Source organism: Pseudonocardia alaniniphila, assembly GCF_022524485.1.
GTDB lineage: Bacteria > Actinomycetota > Actinomycetes > Mycobacteriales > Pseudonocardiaceae > Pseudonocardia > Pseudonocardia alaniniphila.
In genome coordinates this window covers 238901-254872 of record NZ_JAKXMK010000003.1, presented here as the reverse complement: position 1 = coordinate 254872, position 15972 = coordinate 238901, and the positions used below count along the sequence as shown (strand labels likewise).

The window sequence follows — 15972 nt, the reverse complement described above, 5'->3', positions numbered from 1 at the left end:
TCGCGCGTGGCTCGTGGTCAGTCGGGCATGGCGGCGACGATCTGCTCCTGGGTGAGGGGCAGGGATCGCACGCGCACGCCGAGCACGTCGTTGACGGCATTGGCGATGGCCGCGGCGGTGGGCCCCTGCGCGGTCTCACCCACGCCCAGAGCCGGGTTCCCGTCTCCTGGCATCAGCTCGACGTCCACCGCGGGCACCTCGGAGAACCGCAGGATCGGGTAGCTCTCCCAGTCCTCGCTCGTGACGGTCAGACGGTCGAAGCGCACGCGTTCCTTGAGCGTCCAGCTGGTCGCCTGGATCGCGCCGCCCTCGATCTGGTTGGCCGCACCGTCGGGGTTGATGATGAGCCCGCCGTCGACCGCCAGTGTGAGCCGCCGCACCCGCACGTCGTTGATCGCCTCGACCTCGGCGACCACGGCGCAGTAGGCGCTGGTGCCCTTGTAGCGGGCGTAGCCGATGCCGTGCCCGATCGTCTCGGAGGGCGCCCACTGCCCCCAGCCCGCACGCCGGGCTGCCGCCTCCACCACTGCACGTGCCCGCGGATCGCTCAGGTGGGCGAGCCGGAACTCGACGGGATCGCGCCCCGCCGCCTCCGCGAGCTCGTCCATGAACGACTCGGCGGCGAACACGTTGAGGAAGGCACCGAGTGATCTCAGCGAGGACGTCCGCAGCGGCATGGTCGTCAGGTGGTTGTTGACCACCTGATAGGCCGGGAAGTCGTAGCCCGGCACCGCATTGCGCCCGGCGGCCCCGCCCCGCTGCCACGGTGGCTCCGGTGCGGTCCTGATCTCGCCACCGCCGCTGCGGTGGCTCGCCGCGAGCAGCGCAATGGTGTCGGTGAAGCCGGGCCGGGAGATGTGGCCGTTGCCCCAGATCTCGTGACGCCACGAGAGCACCCCGCCGTCGGCGTCGACGTCCGCCGCCATGCGGACCACCGCGCCCGGGCCGAAGGGGGCCCAGGTGAGCTCGTCCTGCCGCGACCAAACCACCTGCACCGGGTTGTTCGGAACCGCCAGGGCGAGCAGGGCCGCGTCCATGGCGGCGTCGTCGGCCCCGTTGTGGCCGTAGCAGCCGGCCCCTTCGGTGTGCCGGACGGTGACCTGGTCCTCGCCCAGATCGAGTGCGCGCGCCAGCACGCGGCGCAGCACGAAGATGCCCTGGCTGTGGGTCCACACCTCGAGCCGCACGCCGTCCCGGTCGGTGACGAGGGCGGTGGCGCTGGAGGGACCGATGGAGCCGTGCGAGATGTAGGGCCGGTGGTAGGAGGCCTCCATCGACCTCGCGACCGCTGTGTCAGGGAGCCGCTCGTCCTTCTCGGCGAGCACCGCGGTCTCGGCAGGCGCGGAGGTCAGGAAGGCCGGGAGGTCGTCCTCGTCCGGCAGTGTGGGCCGCTCGTGCCAGGTGGCGTCCGCACGGAGGCGGTCGGCGGCACGCAACGCCACCTCCTCCCGCTCCGCCACGACCCCGACGAAGTCGCCGTCACGCACGACCGTCACGACGCCGGGCATCGCCAGGGTCGGTGCGGTGTCGAGCGCGGCCAGTGTGGCGCCACGCGACGGCGGCCGGACGATGCGGCCGTAGCGCAGGCCCTCCGGTGCGAGGTCGTGGACGAACCGCGGCTGTCCGGTGAGCTTGTCCCGCAGGTCCGTCCGCGGCAGGTCGGTGCCGACCACCCGGTAGGACGACGGTGACTTGACCGGCACCCGGCCGGTGGCGGCGCGGTCGAGCAGCGTGTCGTCCGCAAGCTCCCAGTAGCTCGTGTATCGCCCGTCGGGAGCGACGAAGTCGCCGTCGCGGACGGTTAGCGCCTCCTCGGGAACGGCCAGCTTGTCGGCGGCCGCCGCCAGGTAGACGGCCCTCGCCTCCGCGCAGACCGTGCGGATCGCGGCACCTGAGGTCTGCACGGACAGGCTGCCCGCCGTGTAGCCCTCGTCGGGACTGGTGTCGGTGGCGGCAGCGGTCATCCGCACGCGGGCGACGTCGACGTCCAGTTCCTCGGCGGCCACCTGGGCGAGCGCGGTGAGCACGCCCTGGCCGAGCTCGACCTTCCCGGAACGCACCTCCACCACCCCGGCGGGCAGGACGCGCAGCCAGTCGAGGAGCAGGGGATTGGCCGTGAGGGAGGGCGACAGGACCGGTGCGCTCTCGGGTGCTGTGGTCATCGGACGGCCTCTCGGTTCGCTCGCATCTGCGTGGCCGCCGCGAGCACGGCCCGGACAACGCGGTTGTGGGCGCCGCACCGGCACAGGTTGCGGTCGAGGGCGGCGCGCACCTCGTCCTCGGACGGGTCGTCGTTCTCGGCGAGGAGGGCGGCGGCGGAGACCACGAGCCCGGACATGCAATAGCCGCACTGAGCGGCCTGGCCCTCGATCATGGCCTGCGCCACGGGATGCGGATCCTCCGGCGTGCCCAGCCCTTCGACCGTGGTGACCTCCTTGTGCTCCACCGCCCACACCGGTGTGTCACACGAGTAGGCCGGGCTCCCGTCGACGAGCACGAAACAGGCGCCGCAAAGGCTCAGGCCGCAGCCGAACCTGGTGCCCTTCAGCCCGAGGTGGTTGCGCAGCACGTACAGGAGTGCGGTGTCGTCCTCGGTGTGAACCTCGTGCCGTCGTCCGTTCACCGAGATCGTGCGTGACGGTGTCGACTCAGCCATTGAGCACCAGCATGACGTTCTCCTTCCTGCAGCGCTCCCACGGGCACGGCGGCGAAGGGCTCGCCGGCCCCGGTCGCCGAGGGGGATGCAGGCGCAGCGCGTTCGCGGGGAGCATCCGTGCATCGGCCTGGTCGGCGCCCGGCCACACTGGCGGAGGTTCACCTCGACAGTAGCGGAGGCTGCCTCACCAGCGAGCGGATCCGGAGATCACCGGGAACCGGACGCGACAGATCGCGCCGCGGTGACCCGCGGTCATCCCTTCGATGGACGCACCCCCTCGGGCGCCGGCCATCGCGGCGCGCTGCCGTAGCGTCGTCCGTGGAGGAACCATGAGGCAGCCGTCGTCCTTGCTCGATCTCCTCCCCCGTGAGGTGCGGGGATCCGGAGCGTGGATAGCCGTCACCACGGGGGAGTCGAACGCCGAGGTGTTCCGGCGCGAGGACGGCTGGGCCTATGCGAAGTGCATCGGTCCGGGCGGCATCGACGCGCTCGACGCGGAGTGCCGCCGGATCGAGTGGCTCAGCGGCACGGGCATCCCCGGGCCCGACGTCGGGCACTGGTCCGCCTCCGACCGTGGCGCCTGTCTGGTGACGACGGCGGTGCCGGGAGTGCCGGCGAGCCGGGTGTCCGCGGTGGAGCTCCGGCGGGCGTGGCCGTCGATCACGGACATGCTCCGCAGGCTGCACGCGCTCCCCGCTCCCGACTGCCCGTTCGACCGCAGTCTGGCCAGGACGTTCCGGCTGGCAGAGGACGTGGTCGGGCGGGGCGCGGTGAATGCCGATTTCCTCCCCCACGAGCATCGGCACACACCGCCGTCCGAGCTGCTCGCGGAGCTCCGGCCGCAGTTGGAGCGGCGCCTGCTCCAGGAGACGCACGATCGCGTGGTGTGCCACGGTGACGCGTGCCTGCCGAATCTGATGCTGGACCCGCGCACCGCCGAGTGCACGGGACTGATCGACCTCGGACGGCTCGGTACCGCCGACCGCTATGCGGACATCGCTCTGCTGCTGGCGAGCTCGCGGGAGACGTGGCGCGACGAGGACGAAGCCGGCTGTGCCGACGACGAGTTCTTCCGATCGTATGACATCGAGACCGTCGACCGGGAGCGGCTGCGGTTCTACCTGGACCTCGACCCTCTGACCTGGTGACACCGATACGTACACGAAAAGCGGGCGACGGATCGCCGAATGCTCGGTGACGCCACCGACAAAACTGTTGACCATCCTGTGACGTGCGGTGCAGATTTCGTTGCATTGATGGTTGAGCCTTGTCCGCGGGCGCCTGTTCGTTCGAATTGACCGATTTCCTGTCGCTTTTCTTCTCACTCGAGCGAAAGGTCGCGATCAACGATGCCGACAGACCAGGTGACGCCGGTGGTGCTCGTGCACGGCAACCCCGAGACCACAGCGGTGTGGGACTTGTTGGTCGAGCAGCTCGTCGCCCAGGGTCATGACAAGCCGCTCTGCCTCTCGCCTCCCGGCTTCGGCGCGCCCGTGCCGACGGGGTGGGGCGCCACCATCGGTGAGTACCGCGACTGGCTGGTGGCCGAGCTCGAAGGGCTGGGTCGGCCGGTTCATCTGGTGGGGCACGACTGGGGCGGTGGCCACGCCGTGAACGTCGCGATGACGCGCCCCGACCTGCTGCGGAGCTGGTGCTCCGACGTCATCGGCCTCTTCGACCCGGACTACGTGTGGCACGAGCTCGCCCAGGGCTGGCAGAGCCCCGAGGACGGGGAGGCCGCGGTCGCCCGGCTCGTCCGGCCCCCGGTGGAGGAGAAGGTGTCGTTCTTCGTGGACCGCGGAATGGACGGGAGCATCGCCGAACGGATTGCTCCCGCCATGGACGACGTGATGGGCTCTTGCATCCTGCGGCTCTACCGGTCGGCGGCACAGCCGGTGATGGCTGAGCTCGGCGCGGGGTTGGAGGCGGCAGCCGCGCGGCCGGGGCTCGCGATCCTGGCGAGTGAGGACCGTGTCGCGGGCACCGACGAGCAGCGCCGACGCTCCGCGGCCCGTGCGGGCGCACGGGTGGAGGTGCTCGACGGACTCGGCCACTGGTGGATGACGCGCGACGCGGAGCGCGGAGCGGCTGTGCTCACCCGGTTCTGGGCGTCACTGTGATGGCGGCTGGTCCGAATGCGCGGCGGGACCTGCGGTGGGGTGTTTCGGCATTTGTCCCGGAAGTCCTGAACAGCACCGGGCCGAGTCGTCCCTGACCCTCTCCGAGGAGATTGTCGATGGCAGCTGTTCTCGTGATCGGGGCCGGACTGAACGGTCTGGCCGCCGGTGTGCTGCTCGCCCGCGACGGGCACGACGTCACCGTCCTGGAACGTGATCCGGACGAGCCGGAGGGCGACGCGCGTCAGCTGTGGGACCACTGGGAGCGACCCGGGGTGAACCAGTTCCGGCAGCTCCATCTCATGCTCGGGCGCTGGCGCAGCCGGATGGAGCAGGAGATCCCCGAGTTCTTCGACGAGCTCGAGCGCCTGGGTGGCCGATGCCGCAGCCCGATCGAGATGCTGCCCGCCGCCGTGAGCGGCGGTCCCCGGCAGGGGGACGACGAGCTCAGGGCCGTGATCGCGCGAAGACCGGTGCTGGAGGCCGCGTTGGCGGCCGTCGCCGCCCGCACGCGCGGGCTGGTCGTCCGCAGGGGCACGAGGGTCACCGGACTGGTGACCGGCTCGTGTACCGCGGGCGTTCCCTGCGTGGTCGGCGTCGAGACCGCGCGCGGGGAGCTGGTCGGGGCCGATCTGGTGGTCGATGCGATGGGCAGGCGCTCACCGCTTCAGCGCATGCTCTGCGCCATCGGTGCCCGTCGGCCCGGGGAGGAACAGGAGGAGCAGGGGTTCGCCTACCACTCCCGGCAGTTCCGCACGGCCGACGGGCGGCCCGCTCCGTTGCCGAACGCGGTAGCCCACGTCGAGGGCATGTCGTTGATGACCGTCCCGGGCGACAACGACACCTGGGGCTGGTCGCTGGTCACCGCCGCGAACGACAAGGAGCTGCGTGCGTTGCGCAGTCCGGCGGTCTGGGATCGGGTGCTCGCGTTGTTCCCCGGCACCGCGGAGAGCCGCGCCGCCGGGATCGCGCTGACCGACGTGCAGGTGCTGTCCTGCCTGGAGGACAGACAGAGACAGCTGGTCGTCGACGACGTGCCGGTGGTCACCGGGCTCGTGGCGGTCGGCGACGCCTGGGCCTGCACGAGTCCGACGCTCGGACGCGGGGCCACGATCGGGCTGCTCCACGTCGCCGCTCTGCGTGACGTGCTGCGTGCCGTGAGAACGAGCGATCCGGAGAAGCTCGTGCGCTGCTTCGCGGAGGTGACCGACGAGGTCGTCGGGCCGCTGTACGACATCTCGGTCCGGGGCGCCCGGCACCGGATGGCCGAGATGCAGGCCGACATCGTGGGCACGCCCTATGAGACGTCCGATCCGGACTGGGCGATCAACCGCCGCTTCATGAACGTCGCGGCCCAGGATCCCGACGTGCTGCGGGCCTTCCTGCGTGTGGCGTACCTGCTCGACACGCCGGAGCACGCCCTGGCGACGCCCGGCGTGCGGGAGAAGCTCGAGGCGATCGGTCCGGCCCTGCCGAGCTACGCGGCCGAGGGCCCACGGCGGGCCGAGGTCCTGGCCGTCGTCCGCGAGGCCCGCTGACCGTCAGTGGTGCAGCGCCACCGCTGTGACGCCGTCTCGGGTGGGCACGAACAGCGCGGTGCCGCTCGTCGCGGGGGTGGCGAACCGGGTGGCGGCACCGACCTGCACGGTGCCCCGAACCTGCCCCGTTGCGGAGTCGAGGCCGTCGAGGGTGCCGTTCTGCTGCACCGACCACACGGTCGTGCCCACCAGGATCGGTGATCCCGTGACGGCGGGGGCCTGCCAGCCGCGGCTCATCCGGTTATCGGTGCCGACGCGCACCTGCAGCAGCCCTTCGGTGCACGGGAGATAGACGACCGCGCCGCCGTCTCGCCCCGGAGCCGTGGCAGCGCCGCCGTAGGAGTGGCACGGCTCCAGCCGGTCCAGCTGCCCGTCCACGCCTCCGAGCGCATCGACGTTCGTCAGATAGACCCCGCCGCCCTTGCCTGCAGCGAGCACCCGGCGCCCGCCCGGCAGCAGCACGGGGCCGGTGGAGCCGAGATCCGCGTCGACGGAGTTCTCCTGTGCCCAGCCGGACGGGGCGAAGCCGTCGAGCAGCCGCAGCTGGGGCGACAACCGCAGGATCGAGTCGCTGTGGTCCCATGCCCCTCCCACGGCCTCACCGTTGCCGGTTGTCACCAGAACGTCGCCGCCGGGCAGAACGGCCGGACCGGAGGGCGCCCAGATGCCACCCTCCCGGGTCGTGGGGACGGCGAAGTCGACCTCGGGCCCGTTCCGCGTGACCGGGACGCCCACGACGCGGCCCAGGTACTGGCCGCAGTCGCCGTAGTTGCCGCCGTAGGGGATGTAGACCATCCCGTTGGCGAGCAACAGTGCCCCGCGCTGCAGGTGGGTGGCAGGCTCGCTGCCCGGGGCGTCGACCTTGCGCTGGTCACGGACCTGCCCGCTCCGCAGGTCCACGCCGAAGAGGACATGTTCGATGCCCTGTTCGGTGGCCACCGCGAACACCTCGCCGGTGCCCGAGTCGTAGACGGGGGTGCCGGTGATCCCGATCGGATCGATGTCGCCGCACGGCAGGGCCGAGCCCGGCACCGGATCGGCCAGGTGGGTGCGCCAGCGCACCGCCCCTGTCGCCGCGTCCAGCCCGTACAGCGACCCACCCTCGGTCGCCGCGACCACCAGCCCGTTCACGACGATCGGGCTGGCGTAGACCGCTCCATCGAGGGGCGCCCGCCACGCGACGGTGGGGGAAGCGGGGTCGGGCCCCTCAGGTACGTAACCGGCCCGGGTGCCGTTGCCGTGATAGGTCGGCCAGTCCGGACCGAGCGACAACGGGACGGGAGTCACAGGGGCCGCCGGGTTGCTGGTCACGACGGGCTCTCCGGTCGATGCCGACCCGCAGCCGGCGAGCACGGCGATCCCGACGAGCGCCGCCGCGAGTGCCCCGGTCCACCGCCGGGCTCCCCCGTGGCTGCGGCCTCCCCGCAGCGGAGATATCCGGCTCGACATCCGGCGATCGTGCCATCGCGCGGAGACCGCCGCAGTCGCCCGCGCGACGATCGGGTGGTACGCGGAGAACGTCTACCCTGATCCGGTGATCCACTGTGGCGTCCGGCTGCGACGGCGGCATCGGTGACCGCGCCGCTCGTCATCCGGGCGGCCGAGCCCGGGGACGTCGACGTCCTGCACCGGTTCATCGTCGAGCTCGCCGAGGTGGAGCAGTTTCCCGGGCAGGTCTCTGCCCGGCCGCAGGACGTTGCCGAGGCTCTGTTCGGCGCCCGGCCCGTGGCGGAGGCCGTCGTCGCGACGATCGACGGCGCGCCGGCCGGGTTCGCGCTGTTCTATCCGACCTACAGCACCATCCTGGGCCGCCGCGGGATCCACCTCGAAGATCTCTACGTCGCGCCCGAGCATCGGGGTGCAGGCATCGGGCAGGCGCTGCTCGCCCATCTCGCGAAGCTCGCGGTTCAGCGCGGCTGCGGCCGGCTGGAGTGGTGGGTGCTGCGCACCAACGAGCACGCCCTGCGCTTCTACCGCCGCCTGCACGCGCGTAGCCTCGACGAGATCGAGATCCTGCGCCTCGACGGCGACCACCTGCGCGACCTGGCGTCGACCGTGTCGCCGCCAGGCGAGCCCGACGCATGGAGCGCGTCCTGATCAGAGGGGTGCGCGTCATGGCTGCCGCCGCCGCGCGCGGCCATGCTGGGTGCATGTCCTGCCGGAGCGAGCAACGAGGACGGTCGTGAACGCCGCGTTCGTGCTGTACGACAACCTGACCGCGCTCGACATCGTCGGGCCCTACGAAGTGCTGGCAGGCCACTCGGAGGTGACGCCGCATTTCGTCGCGGCCCGGGCGGGAAAGGTCCGCTGCGACAACGGCCTGACTCTGCATGCCGACTTCGCGTTCGACGACGTGCCCGCGCCTGATCTGATCGTCGTGCCCGGCAGTTCGCAGTGGCGCAGCGCGCTCGACGACGAGGTGCTCATCGCGTGGCTGGCCTCGGTGCACAAGACCGCCACCTGGACCACGTCCGTCTGCAGCGGGTCGACGCTGCTGGCGAAGGCGGGCATCCTCGCCGGGCGCCGTGCCACCTCCCACTGGGCGGTGGTGGACACGCTGGCCGCCGATGGCGCCGTCGTCTGCAACGACCGCGTCGTGGTGGACGGCAACGTGATCACCGCCGCCGGTGTGTCCGCCGGCATCGACATGGGTCTCACCCTGGCCGCCACGCTGTTCGGCGAGATGACGGCCAGGACGATCCAGCTCGCGATCGAGTACGACCCCGAGCCGCCGTTCGACAGCGGCTCGCCGCGGACGGCGCCGCCGGAGGCGGTCGCATTCCTCCGGGCAGCGCTCAACGGGAGCTGAGGTCGCGCCTCAGCGACCGAAGCAGCGGCGGGCGACGCGTCGCAGGAGCGGCAGAGCCGCGAAGCCGACGCCGCCCACCGCGACCGCTCCGACGCCGATGTCCACCGACAGCCGCCCCTGCTTGGCCCAGTACACGTCCTGCAGGTCCAGGAGCAGCGCGAGCTCGTCCACGATCAGGGCCAGCGCCGAGCCGTAGGTCCCCGCGAGCAGCGGGTGGCGGCGCAGCCGGTCATCACCCCGCACGGCCACGGCGCCGACGGCGCTGAGCCCCGCGATTCCCCACATGTAGTGGTGGATGTGCGCCCCACCGAGGCTCACGTTGCGGAACGGCCCCACCCCGTCGCGGATGCTGTAGGTGATCACCCGCACGGCGGTGAACGTGGCGGTGAAGGCCAGCCAGGAGATCAACGTGGATCGTTCGCCCGGCCCGAGGTCCTGGTGGTATCCCGCGCGCAGTTCGCGGGCGGCCGACACCGCCGCCGCGGCCGGGGCCGATGCTGTCGTTGCCATCAGGCCAACGTACGTGCCCCAGCCGGCCTGCGGCACGAAAACGCCTGGTCGTGACGGGTGGCCGATCAGCGTCCGATGGGAGTCATGTCGGCGTAGCGGGCACCGACAGGGGGCTGCACGGATCCGAGGCGGTCGCGCTGCTCGGCGCTGAGCCGGATGTCCGCCGCCTTCGCGTTCTCCTCGAGGCGTTGCACCCTCTTGGTGCCGGGGATCGGGGCGATGTCGTCGCCCTGCGCCAGGAGCCAGGCGAGCGCCACCTGGGCCGGTGTCGCCCCGAGTTCCTTGGCCACGGCTTCGACCGCGTCGACGATCCGCAGGTTCTGGGCGAACGCCTCCTCGGCGAACCGCGGCATGGTCCGGCGGAAGTCGTCCTGGGCCATCTGCTCCATCGAGCGGATCTGCCCGGTGAGGAAGCCGCGCCCGAGCGGGGAGTAGGGCACGAACCCGATGCCGAGATCGCGCACCAGCGGCAGGACCTCGGCCTCCGGGTCGCGCGTCCACAGCGAGTACTCCGACTGCAGGGCGGTGATCGGATGCACGGCGTGGGCGCGCTGGATCGTGGCGGGGGCGGCCTCGGAGAGCCCGATGTAGCGGACCTTGCCCGCCGTCACGAGCTCCGCGAGCGCGCCCACGGTGTCCTCGATCGGGGTCTCGGGGTCGACCCGGTGCTGGTAGTAAAGATCGATGTGGTCGGTGCCGAGGCGCCGCAGCGACCCTTCCACGGCGAGTCGGATGTTCTCCGGGCTGCTGTCGAACCTGCGTACCCGGGCGGGCGCCTCGCGGTAGGAGAGCTGGCCGAACTTGGTGGCGAGTACGACCTCGTCACGGCGGCCGGCGAGGGCGCGGCCGACGAGCTCCTCGTTGATGTGGGGGCCGTAGACGTCGGCGGTGTCGATCAGGGTGATGCCGAGGTCGATGGCCCGGTGGATCGTGCGGATCGACTCGTTGTCATCCGTTCCGGCCCCGGTATAGATGCCGGACATCCCCATGCAGCCGAGGCCGAGGGCCGAGACGGACAGGTCGCCGATGGAGGCGTTCCTCATCGCAGTGCACCTTTCTGAGATGTGGCGAGCAGGTCGTGCGTGGGACGTAGGGGTCAGACGCGGGCCGCCACCGCCCGGGACCGGAGGACGGTCACCAGCCAGAGTACGAACGCGGCGGCACACAGCACGCCGCCGACGAGGCAGACCGCGCTCCACCCGCCGGAGGCCCACAGCACGGAGGCGACGACGGACCCGATCGCACCGCCGACGAAGTTGGTGGTGACGTAGGCAGTGTTGACGCGGCTGCGGGCCTCCGGCGACCCGGCGAAGATCTGGGCCTGGTTGAGGATGCGCTGGGACTGGGTGGCGACGTCGAGCAGGACGATCCCGATCAACAGCCACGGGAGGGAGAGCCTGCCGAGGTCGCAGATCGCCCAGGACACGATCACGAGCAGCCAGGACAGTCCCGTCGCCCGGGTGGACCAGCCCCGGTCGTGTAGTCGCCCGGAACCCTGCGCGGCGAGTGCGCCGAGGAGCCCGGCGAGGCCGAAGAGCCCGATGACGAACGTCGAGTAGCCGTAGGGCGGACCGCTGAGCAGGAACGTCAGGCCGGTCCAGAAGAGCGAGAACGAGCCGAAGCTGATCGCTCCGTAGATCATCACGATCTGCAGGGACGTGTCGCGGCGGACCAACCCGAAGATCGAGCGCAGCAGCGCCCCGTAGGGCTGGTGGGCGTGCGGGATGTCGTGCGGGAGCAGCCGGGCCACCACCAGGCCGAGCACCAGCATGAGCACCGCCGCGATGACGAACACGGCCCGCCAGCCCAGCGCACCCGCGATGAGCCCGCTGACCACACGGGCGGCCAGGATGCCGGTGAGGACTCCGCTGAGCACGATCCCGACCACCTCGCCGCGCCGGGCGTTGTCGGCCAGATCACTGGCGAACGTGATGAAGATCTGCCCGGCCACCGACGTGGCGCCCACCGCGACGAGAGCGAGGAGCAGGATCACGATGCCCGGAGCCACGGCGCAGGCGGCCAGGCACACCGCCGAGAGCAGCATCATCGCCGGTGCCAGGCGCCGGCGGTTGCGGATGTCCCCGAGCGGGACGATGAACATGATCCCCAGGGCGTACCCGACCTGGGTCGTGGTCACCAGCAGGCCCGCCGTGCCCTGGCCGATGTGCAGATCGCGGGCGATCACGTCCAGCAGCGGCTGGGTGTAGTACAGGTTGCCGACGGCCGCCCCGCTGGCGAGGGCCATCAGCAGCACGAGGCCACGGGACAGGGGCGCCCGCCGCATGCCGGGCGCCCCATCCCGTTCAGTCGGGGCCTTTGTCGTGGCCGCGGTCGCGTCGACAGGTTTCACGTCGTTTGTTCTCCTCGAGACCGAACCGAGGACCTGGGATCGACGCTGACCGATTCCTCGCCAGCCACGTTAGGAGCGTTGACGACGGTGGGGAGGGTGAGATGCACCCCTCCCGGAGGGCAGCCGGGAGGGGTGCGGGCCGGTCTCTCGTCGCCGTCGGGGGCTCAGTGACCCACGAAAGACTCGTTGTTGACCGCTTCGAGGCGAAGGCCCGTGGTGCGTGGCCCGAGCGCGGTGACGTCCACGGCGACCACGACCATCGCCGCGCACACGATCGCGAAGAGCGCACCGACGCCCGCCCCGGCGAGCACGGGGACGAGTACGAACGGCATGGCCGCCGTCACCAGGCGGGACAGGGCGTACGTCCCGCTCGATGCCGTCGAGCGCAGATGCGTCGGGAAGATCTCCGCCTGGTAGATGTGGTACGCGTTCGAGAACACGTTGCTGACCGCTGTGTAGAGGAATCCGAACACGAGGATCAGCACCATCGTGTTCGAGAACCCGAAGGCGACGCCGAACACCGCCATCGCGAGCCCGGCGGCCACCACCAGGTACTTGCGCTCGAACCGTTCCACGAGGGGGAGCGACAGCGCCGATCCGATCGGATAGCCGAGGTAGGTCAGCCCGGTGAAGAGCAGCGACTCCGAGACCGGGTACCCCTTCGCCGCGAGTACCAGCGGCACCATCGTGCCGAAGCCGTAGTAGCCGATCGTCTGGAACACGTGGAAGACGAGCATCATGGCCGTGCGCTTGTTGTAGGGCGGTACCAGCAGCGCTCGTGCTCCCGTCCGCCGCGGTGCGGCTACTCGCGCCGGCGGCGCCTCGGTGGTCACGGTCTCCGTGGCAGGCAGGGGCGGCTCGGCCGCGCCCCCCGCCTCCGCCTCGAGCCGGGAGACGATCCGATCGGCCTCCTTGGTGCGTCCCACCGACTCGAGCCACCGCGGTGACTCCGGCAGTCCACGCTGCAGGAGGAGCACGATGAAGCCGCCCACTCCGCCGATCACGAACATCCAGCGCCAGCCTTCGATGCCGATCCAGGTCGTCGCCGTGAGGGAGTGGGCGACGAAACCCACGACCGGCACTCCGATGAATCCGATCGTGTAGGCGCAGGCGATGTACTTGCCGCGTCGCCGCGCCGGCAGCAGGTCGGTGAGGTAGGTGTCGGCGAGCGGCAGCTCGGCCCCGAGCCCGACTCCGGCGAGGAACCGGGTGACCACGAGCCATGCCGCGTTCATGCTGAACGCCCCGAGCAGCGAGAAGACCGAGTAGACCGCGAGGTTGAGCAGGAACGCTCCGCGCCGGCCCAGACGGTCGGCGAGCCGGCCCAGCACGAGCGCGCCGATGAACATCCCGATGAACGTGGACGCGAGGACCAGCGGGAGCTCCGCCTTGGTGAGCCCGAACTCGCCGACGAGCACGCTGGTGAGCACGCCGGTGAGGAAGACCTCGTAGAACTCGAAGAATAGGCCGAGACCCACGGCGATCGTGGCGCGCCGCTGTGTGGGAGTGACGGGCAGCTGGTCGATCCGCTCTGCGACATCCCCGGTCGTCAGCAGCGGAGACTCAGGCAGCCTCTGCGTCCCACGTGTCTCGGGCATCGATCCTCCTTGAACGGTCGGACAGTCGGACACAGCGCTGGTTGTTAGAACCACGATGTGAACGCTGTCTTTCATGCTGCGGGTGAGGGATCACGACCGTCAAGGGCGTTGCCCGGCATTGCGGAAAGCACACCGGACACAAGGGACGAGCCGGTGCAGAAGCTTCGCGGGATCGGTGTGCGCGCCCGGGGCCGGCCGCGGCGACGGGTCTGCGCGGCGTCGGTCAGAGCTCTGTGGCGGAGCGGACCGCGAAGGGGGCATCGGCGCGGAAGCCGATGCGGCGGGAGGCGTCGCGGGCGAGTTCCATGACGATCGGCGCCAACCGTTCGACGTCGGCCGGGCTCACCCGCTGCAGCGGTGCCCCGATCCCGAGGGCGGCGACGAGTTCGCCGTTGAGTCCGAATACCGGAGCGCTGATGGACGCCGCGCCCGCGTCGCGCTCCTCGAAGCTGGCCGAGAAGCCGGCCCGCCGGATGGCGGCGAGCTGGTCGGTGAGTTCGTCGATGTCGACCACGGTGTGATCGGTGAATCTGCCCAAACCGTGACGAACCGCTTCCTGGCGCGCGGTCGGATCCCAGGCAAGGAGCACTTTACCTGCGGATCCTGCGTGCAGCGGCATGACCATCCCGACCACGAACAGGCGGATCACGGGGTGGCGGGACTCGGCGAGCGAGACCACGGTGCGGAACGGGCCGTGGCGAACGTAGAGGCAGGCCGTCTCCCCGGTGCGGTCACGCAAGGCCTGCAGCGCGGGCCGGGTGAGCCGGACGAGGTCGAGCCCGAAGGTGCCGGGCGCCGCCCATTGCACGAAGTCCAGCCCGATGCGGTAATGGTCGTCCTCGCGATCCAGGAACCCCTCGACCACCAGGTTGCGGACGAGCCGCTGGCAGGTGCTCGCGGGGAGGCCGGTCGTGCGGATGATCTGCTGCAGCGTCAGTTCCGGCTGGTCGACGCTGAAAGACCGCAGAATCTGCGTGATCTTGCGAAGCACCAGTACGGGCACCACCGACGCGCGGCTGTCATCCTCCGCCATGCCTCCACCTCCTGTCCCGAGTGTGACCTCCCGCATCGTATCGACCTGTCGCTTGACGACCAGACCGTAGACTCACATTCTGGTTCGAACCTTCATGAAGTGGGCGATGGGAGATGGTCGTATGACGATCGCTGAGGCGAAGCTCGACGCGACCGGCACTGCGAGCGCGGGCCCCCTGGCCGGAATCCGCGTCCTCGAGCTCGGGAACTTCATCGCCGCACCGACTGCCGGGCGGCTGCTCGGCGACTTCGGCGCGGAAGTCGTGAAGATCGAGCGTCCCGGTAGTGGCGACGAGCTGCGTCGATGGCGCCTGCACGGTGGGGAGACATCCCTGCTGTTCCGCACGCTGGGGCGCAACAAGCGATCGGTGACCGTCGACATGCGCAGCAGCGAAGGCCGTGACATCGTCCTGCGGCTGGCCGCGCAATCGGACGTCGTCCTCGAGAACTTCCGGCCGGGCACACTCGAGCGCTGGGGTCTTGGCCCCGACCGGCTGCGCGAGCAGAACCCGCAGCTGGTGGTCGTGCGGGTCTCCGGGTACGGGCAGTCCGGGCCGTACCGGGACCGGCCGGGGTTCGGCGGGGTCGCCGAGGCGATCGGCGGCCTGCGCGCCCTCACCGGCAATCCCGGCCTGCCTCCCACCCGGGTCGGCATCAGCCTCGCCGACTCCGTGGCCGGTCTCTACGCGGTGATCGGGGCGCTGATGGGCCTGCTGGCTCGTGAGCGGGCGGGCGGCGAGGTCGTCGACGTCGCGCTCTACGAGGCCGTGTACTCCCTCATGGAGTCACTCGTGCCCGACTACGACGCATTCGGCGTCGTGCGCGAGCAGGCGGGTTCCGGACTTCCCGGCATCGCACCGTCGAACACCTACCGCTGCTCCGACGGCCGCTACATCGTCATCAGCGGCAACGGCGACGGCATCTTCGTCAGGCTCATGCACGCCATCGGGCGGCCCGATCTCGCCACCGACCCGCGGCTGGCCGACAACGCAGGCCGGGTTGCCCACTCCGACGAGCTCGACGCGGCGATCGGCACGTGGACCGCGGCCCACAGCCAGGACGAGGTCGCCTCGGTGCTCGTCGCGGCCGACGTGCCGAACGGTCCCATTCTCACGGCGGAGGAGATCGCCAAGGACCCGCACTTCACCGAGCGCGGGATGCACGAGCGCCACCATGTGCGTATCGCCGCCGACGACGAGCGGGACGTCGTGTTCCCCGGTGTCGTACCGCGTCTCGAACACCGTCCTGGCCAGACTCGATGGCTCGGTCCTGAGCTCGGTGCCGACACCGACGAGGTGCTCGGCGCCATCGGGATCGATGCCGCGGAGCGCGAGCGGCTGCGCGCAGAGGGGGTGATCTGAC

14 protein-coding genes are annotated in these 15972 nt (G+C 70.9%); 6 read left to right on the top strand and 8 right to left on the bottom strand.

Annotated features, from left to right (window positions below):
• Positions 1-17: 17 nt before the first annotated feature.
• Both MMF94_RS04050 and MMF94_RS04045 read right to left on the bottom strand, forming a co-directional pair.
• The gene (locus MMF94_RS04050) at positions 18-2162 is read right to left on the bottom strand and encodes a xanthine dehydrogenase family protein molybdopterin-binding subunit (RefSeq protein ID WP_241034870.1); all 2145 of its coding nucleotides are present in this window, start codon (positions 2160-2162) and stop codon (positions 18-20) included.
• The gene (locus tag MMF94_RS04045) at positions 2159-2656 is read right to left on the bottom strand and encodes a (2Fe-2S)-binding protein (protein ID WP_241034869.1); all 498 of its coding nucleotides are present in this window, start codon (positions 2654-2656) and stop codon (positions 2159-2161) included. The genes MMF94_RS04050 and MMF94_RS04045 overlap by 4 nt, the downstream gene beginning before the upstream one ends.
• 329 nt (positions 2657-2985) lie before the next feature.
• Here MMF94_RS04045 and MMF94_RS04040 point away from each other — a divergent pair, with 329 nt between their 5' ends.
• From MMF94_RS04040 to MMF94_RS04030, 3 genes are all read left to right on the top strand, one after another.
• Positions 2986-3804 carry an APH(3'') family aminoglycoside O-phosphotransferase gene (locus MMF94_RS04040; protein ID WP_241034868.1) on the top strand — a complete coding sequence of 273 codons (819 nt, stop codon included), beginning with the start codon at positions 2986-2988 and terminating at the stop codon, positions 3802-3804.
• 201 nt (positions 3805-4005) lie between these two features.
• On the top strand, positions 4006-4776 hold the full coding sequence (locus MMF94_RS04035) for an alpha/beta fold hydrolase (RefSeq protein WP_241034867.1): 771 nt from the start codon (positions 4006-4008) through the stop codon (positions 4774-4776).
• Between the two features lie 116 nt (positions 4777-4892).
• A complete protein-coding gene (locus MMF94_RS04030; RefSeq protein WP_241034866.1) occupies positions 4893-6311 on the top strand; it encodes an FAD-dependent oxidoreductase in 1419 nt (472 codons plus the stop codon).
• A 3-nt stretch (positions 6312-6314) separates the two neighbouring features.
• Here the strand turns inward: MMF94_RS04030 and MMF94_RS04025 are convergent, their stop codons facing one another.
• On the bottom strand, positions 6315-7760 hold the full coding sequence (locus MMF94_RS04025) for an outer membrane protein assembly factor BamB family protein (RefSeq protein ID WP_241034865.1): 1446 nt from the start codon (positions 7758-7760) through the stop codon (positions 6315-6317).
• A gap of 123 nt (positions 7761-7883) precedes the next feature.
• Here MMF94_RS04025 and MMF94_RS04020 point away from each other — a divergent pair, with 123 nt between their 5' ends.
• Both MMF94_RS04020 and MMF94_RS04015 read left to right on the top strand, forming a co-directional pair.
• A complete protein-coding gene (locus MMF94_RS04020; RefSeq protein ID WP_241034864.1) occupies positions 7884-8408 on the top strand; it encodes a GNAT family N-acetyltransferase in 525 nt (174 codons plus the stop codon).
• 85 nt (positions 8409-8493) lie between these two features.
• The gene (locus MMF94_RS04015; protein WP_241034863.1) at positions 8494-9120 is read left to right on the top strand and encodes a DJ-1/PfpI family protein; all 627 of its coding nucleotides are present in this window, start codon (positions 8494-8496) and stop codon (positions 9118-9120) included.
• 9 nt (positions 9121-9129) lie between these two features.
• Here the strand turns inward: MMF94_RS04015 and MMF94_RS04010 are convergent, their stop codons facing one another.
• From MMF94_RS04010 to MMF94_RS03990, 5 genes are all read right to left on the bottom strand, one after another.
• Positions 9130-9630, bottom strand: a complete 501-nt coding sequence (locus tag MMF94_RS04010; RefSeq protein ID WP_241034862.1) for a hypothetical protein — start codon at positions 9628-9630, stop codon at positions 9130-9132.
• Positions 9631-9695: 65 nt separating this feature from the next.
• Positions 9696-10673, bottom strand: a complete 978-nt coding sequence (locus MMF94_RS04005) for an aldo/keto reductase (RefSeq protein WP_241034861.1) — start codon at positions 10671-10673, stop codon at positions 9696-9698.
• A gap of 53 nt (positions 10674-10726) precedes the next feature.
• Entirely contained in the window at positions 10727-11980 is a 1254-nt protein-coding gene (locus MMF94_RS04000) for an MFS transporter (protein ID WP_241034860.1), read from the bottom strand.
• A gap of 164 nt (positions 11981-12144) precedes the next feature.
• The gene (locus MMF94_RS03995) at positions 12145-13578 is read right to left on the bottom strand and encodes an MFS transporter (protein WP_241034859.1); all 1434 of its coding nucleotides are present in this window, start codon (positions 13576-13578) and stop codon (positions 12145-12147) included.
• 223 nt (positions 13579-13801) lie between these two features.
• Positions 13802-14611, bottom strand: coding sequence for an IclR family transcriptional regulator (locus tag MMF94_RS03990; RefSeq protein WP_241034858.1), 810 nt, complete (start codon positions 14609-14611; stop codon positions 13802-13804).
• 121 nt (positions 14612-14732) lie between these two features.
• Between MMF94_RS03990 and MMF94_RS03985 the strand changes: the two genes are divergently transcribed.
• Positions 14733-15971, top strand: a complete 1239-nt coding sequence (locus tag MMF94_RS03985) for a CaiB/BaiF CoA transferase family protein (RefSeq protein ID WP_241034857.1) — start codon at positions 14733-14735, stop codon at positions 15969-15971.
• Position 15972 lies beyond the last annotated feature (1 nt).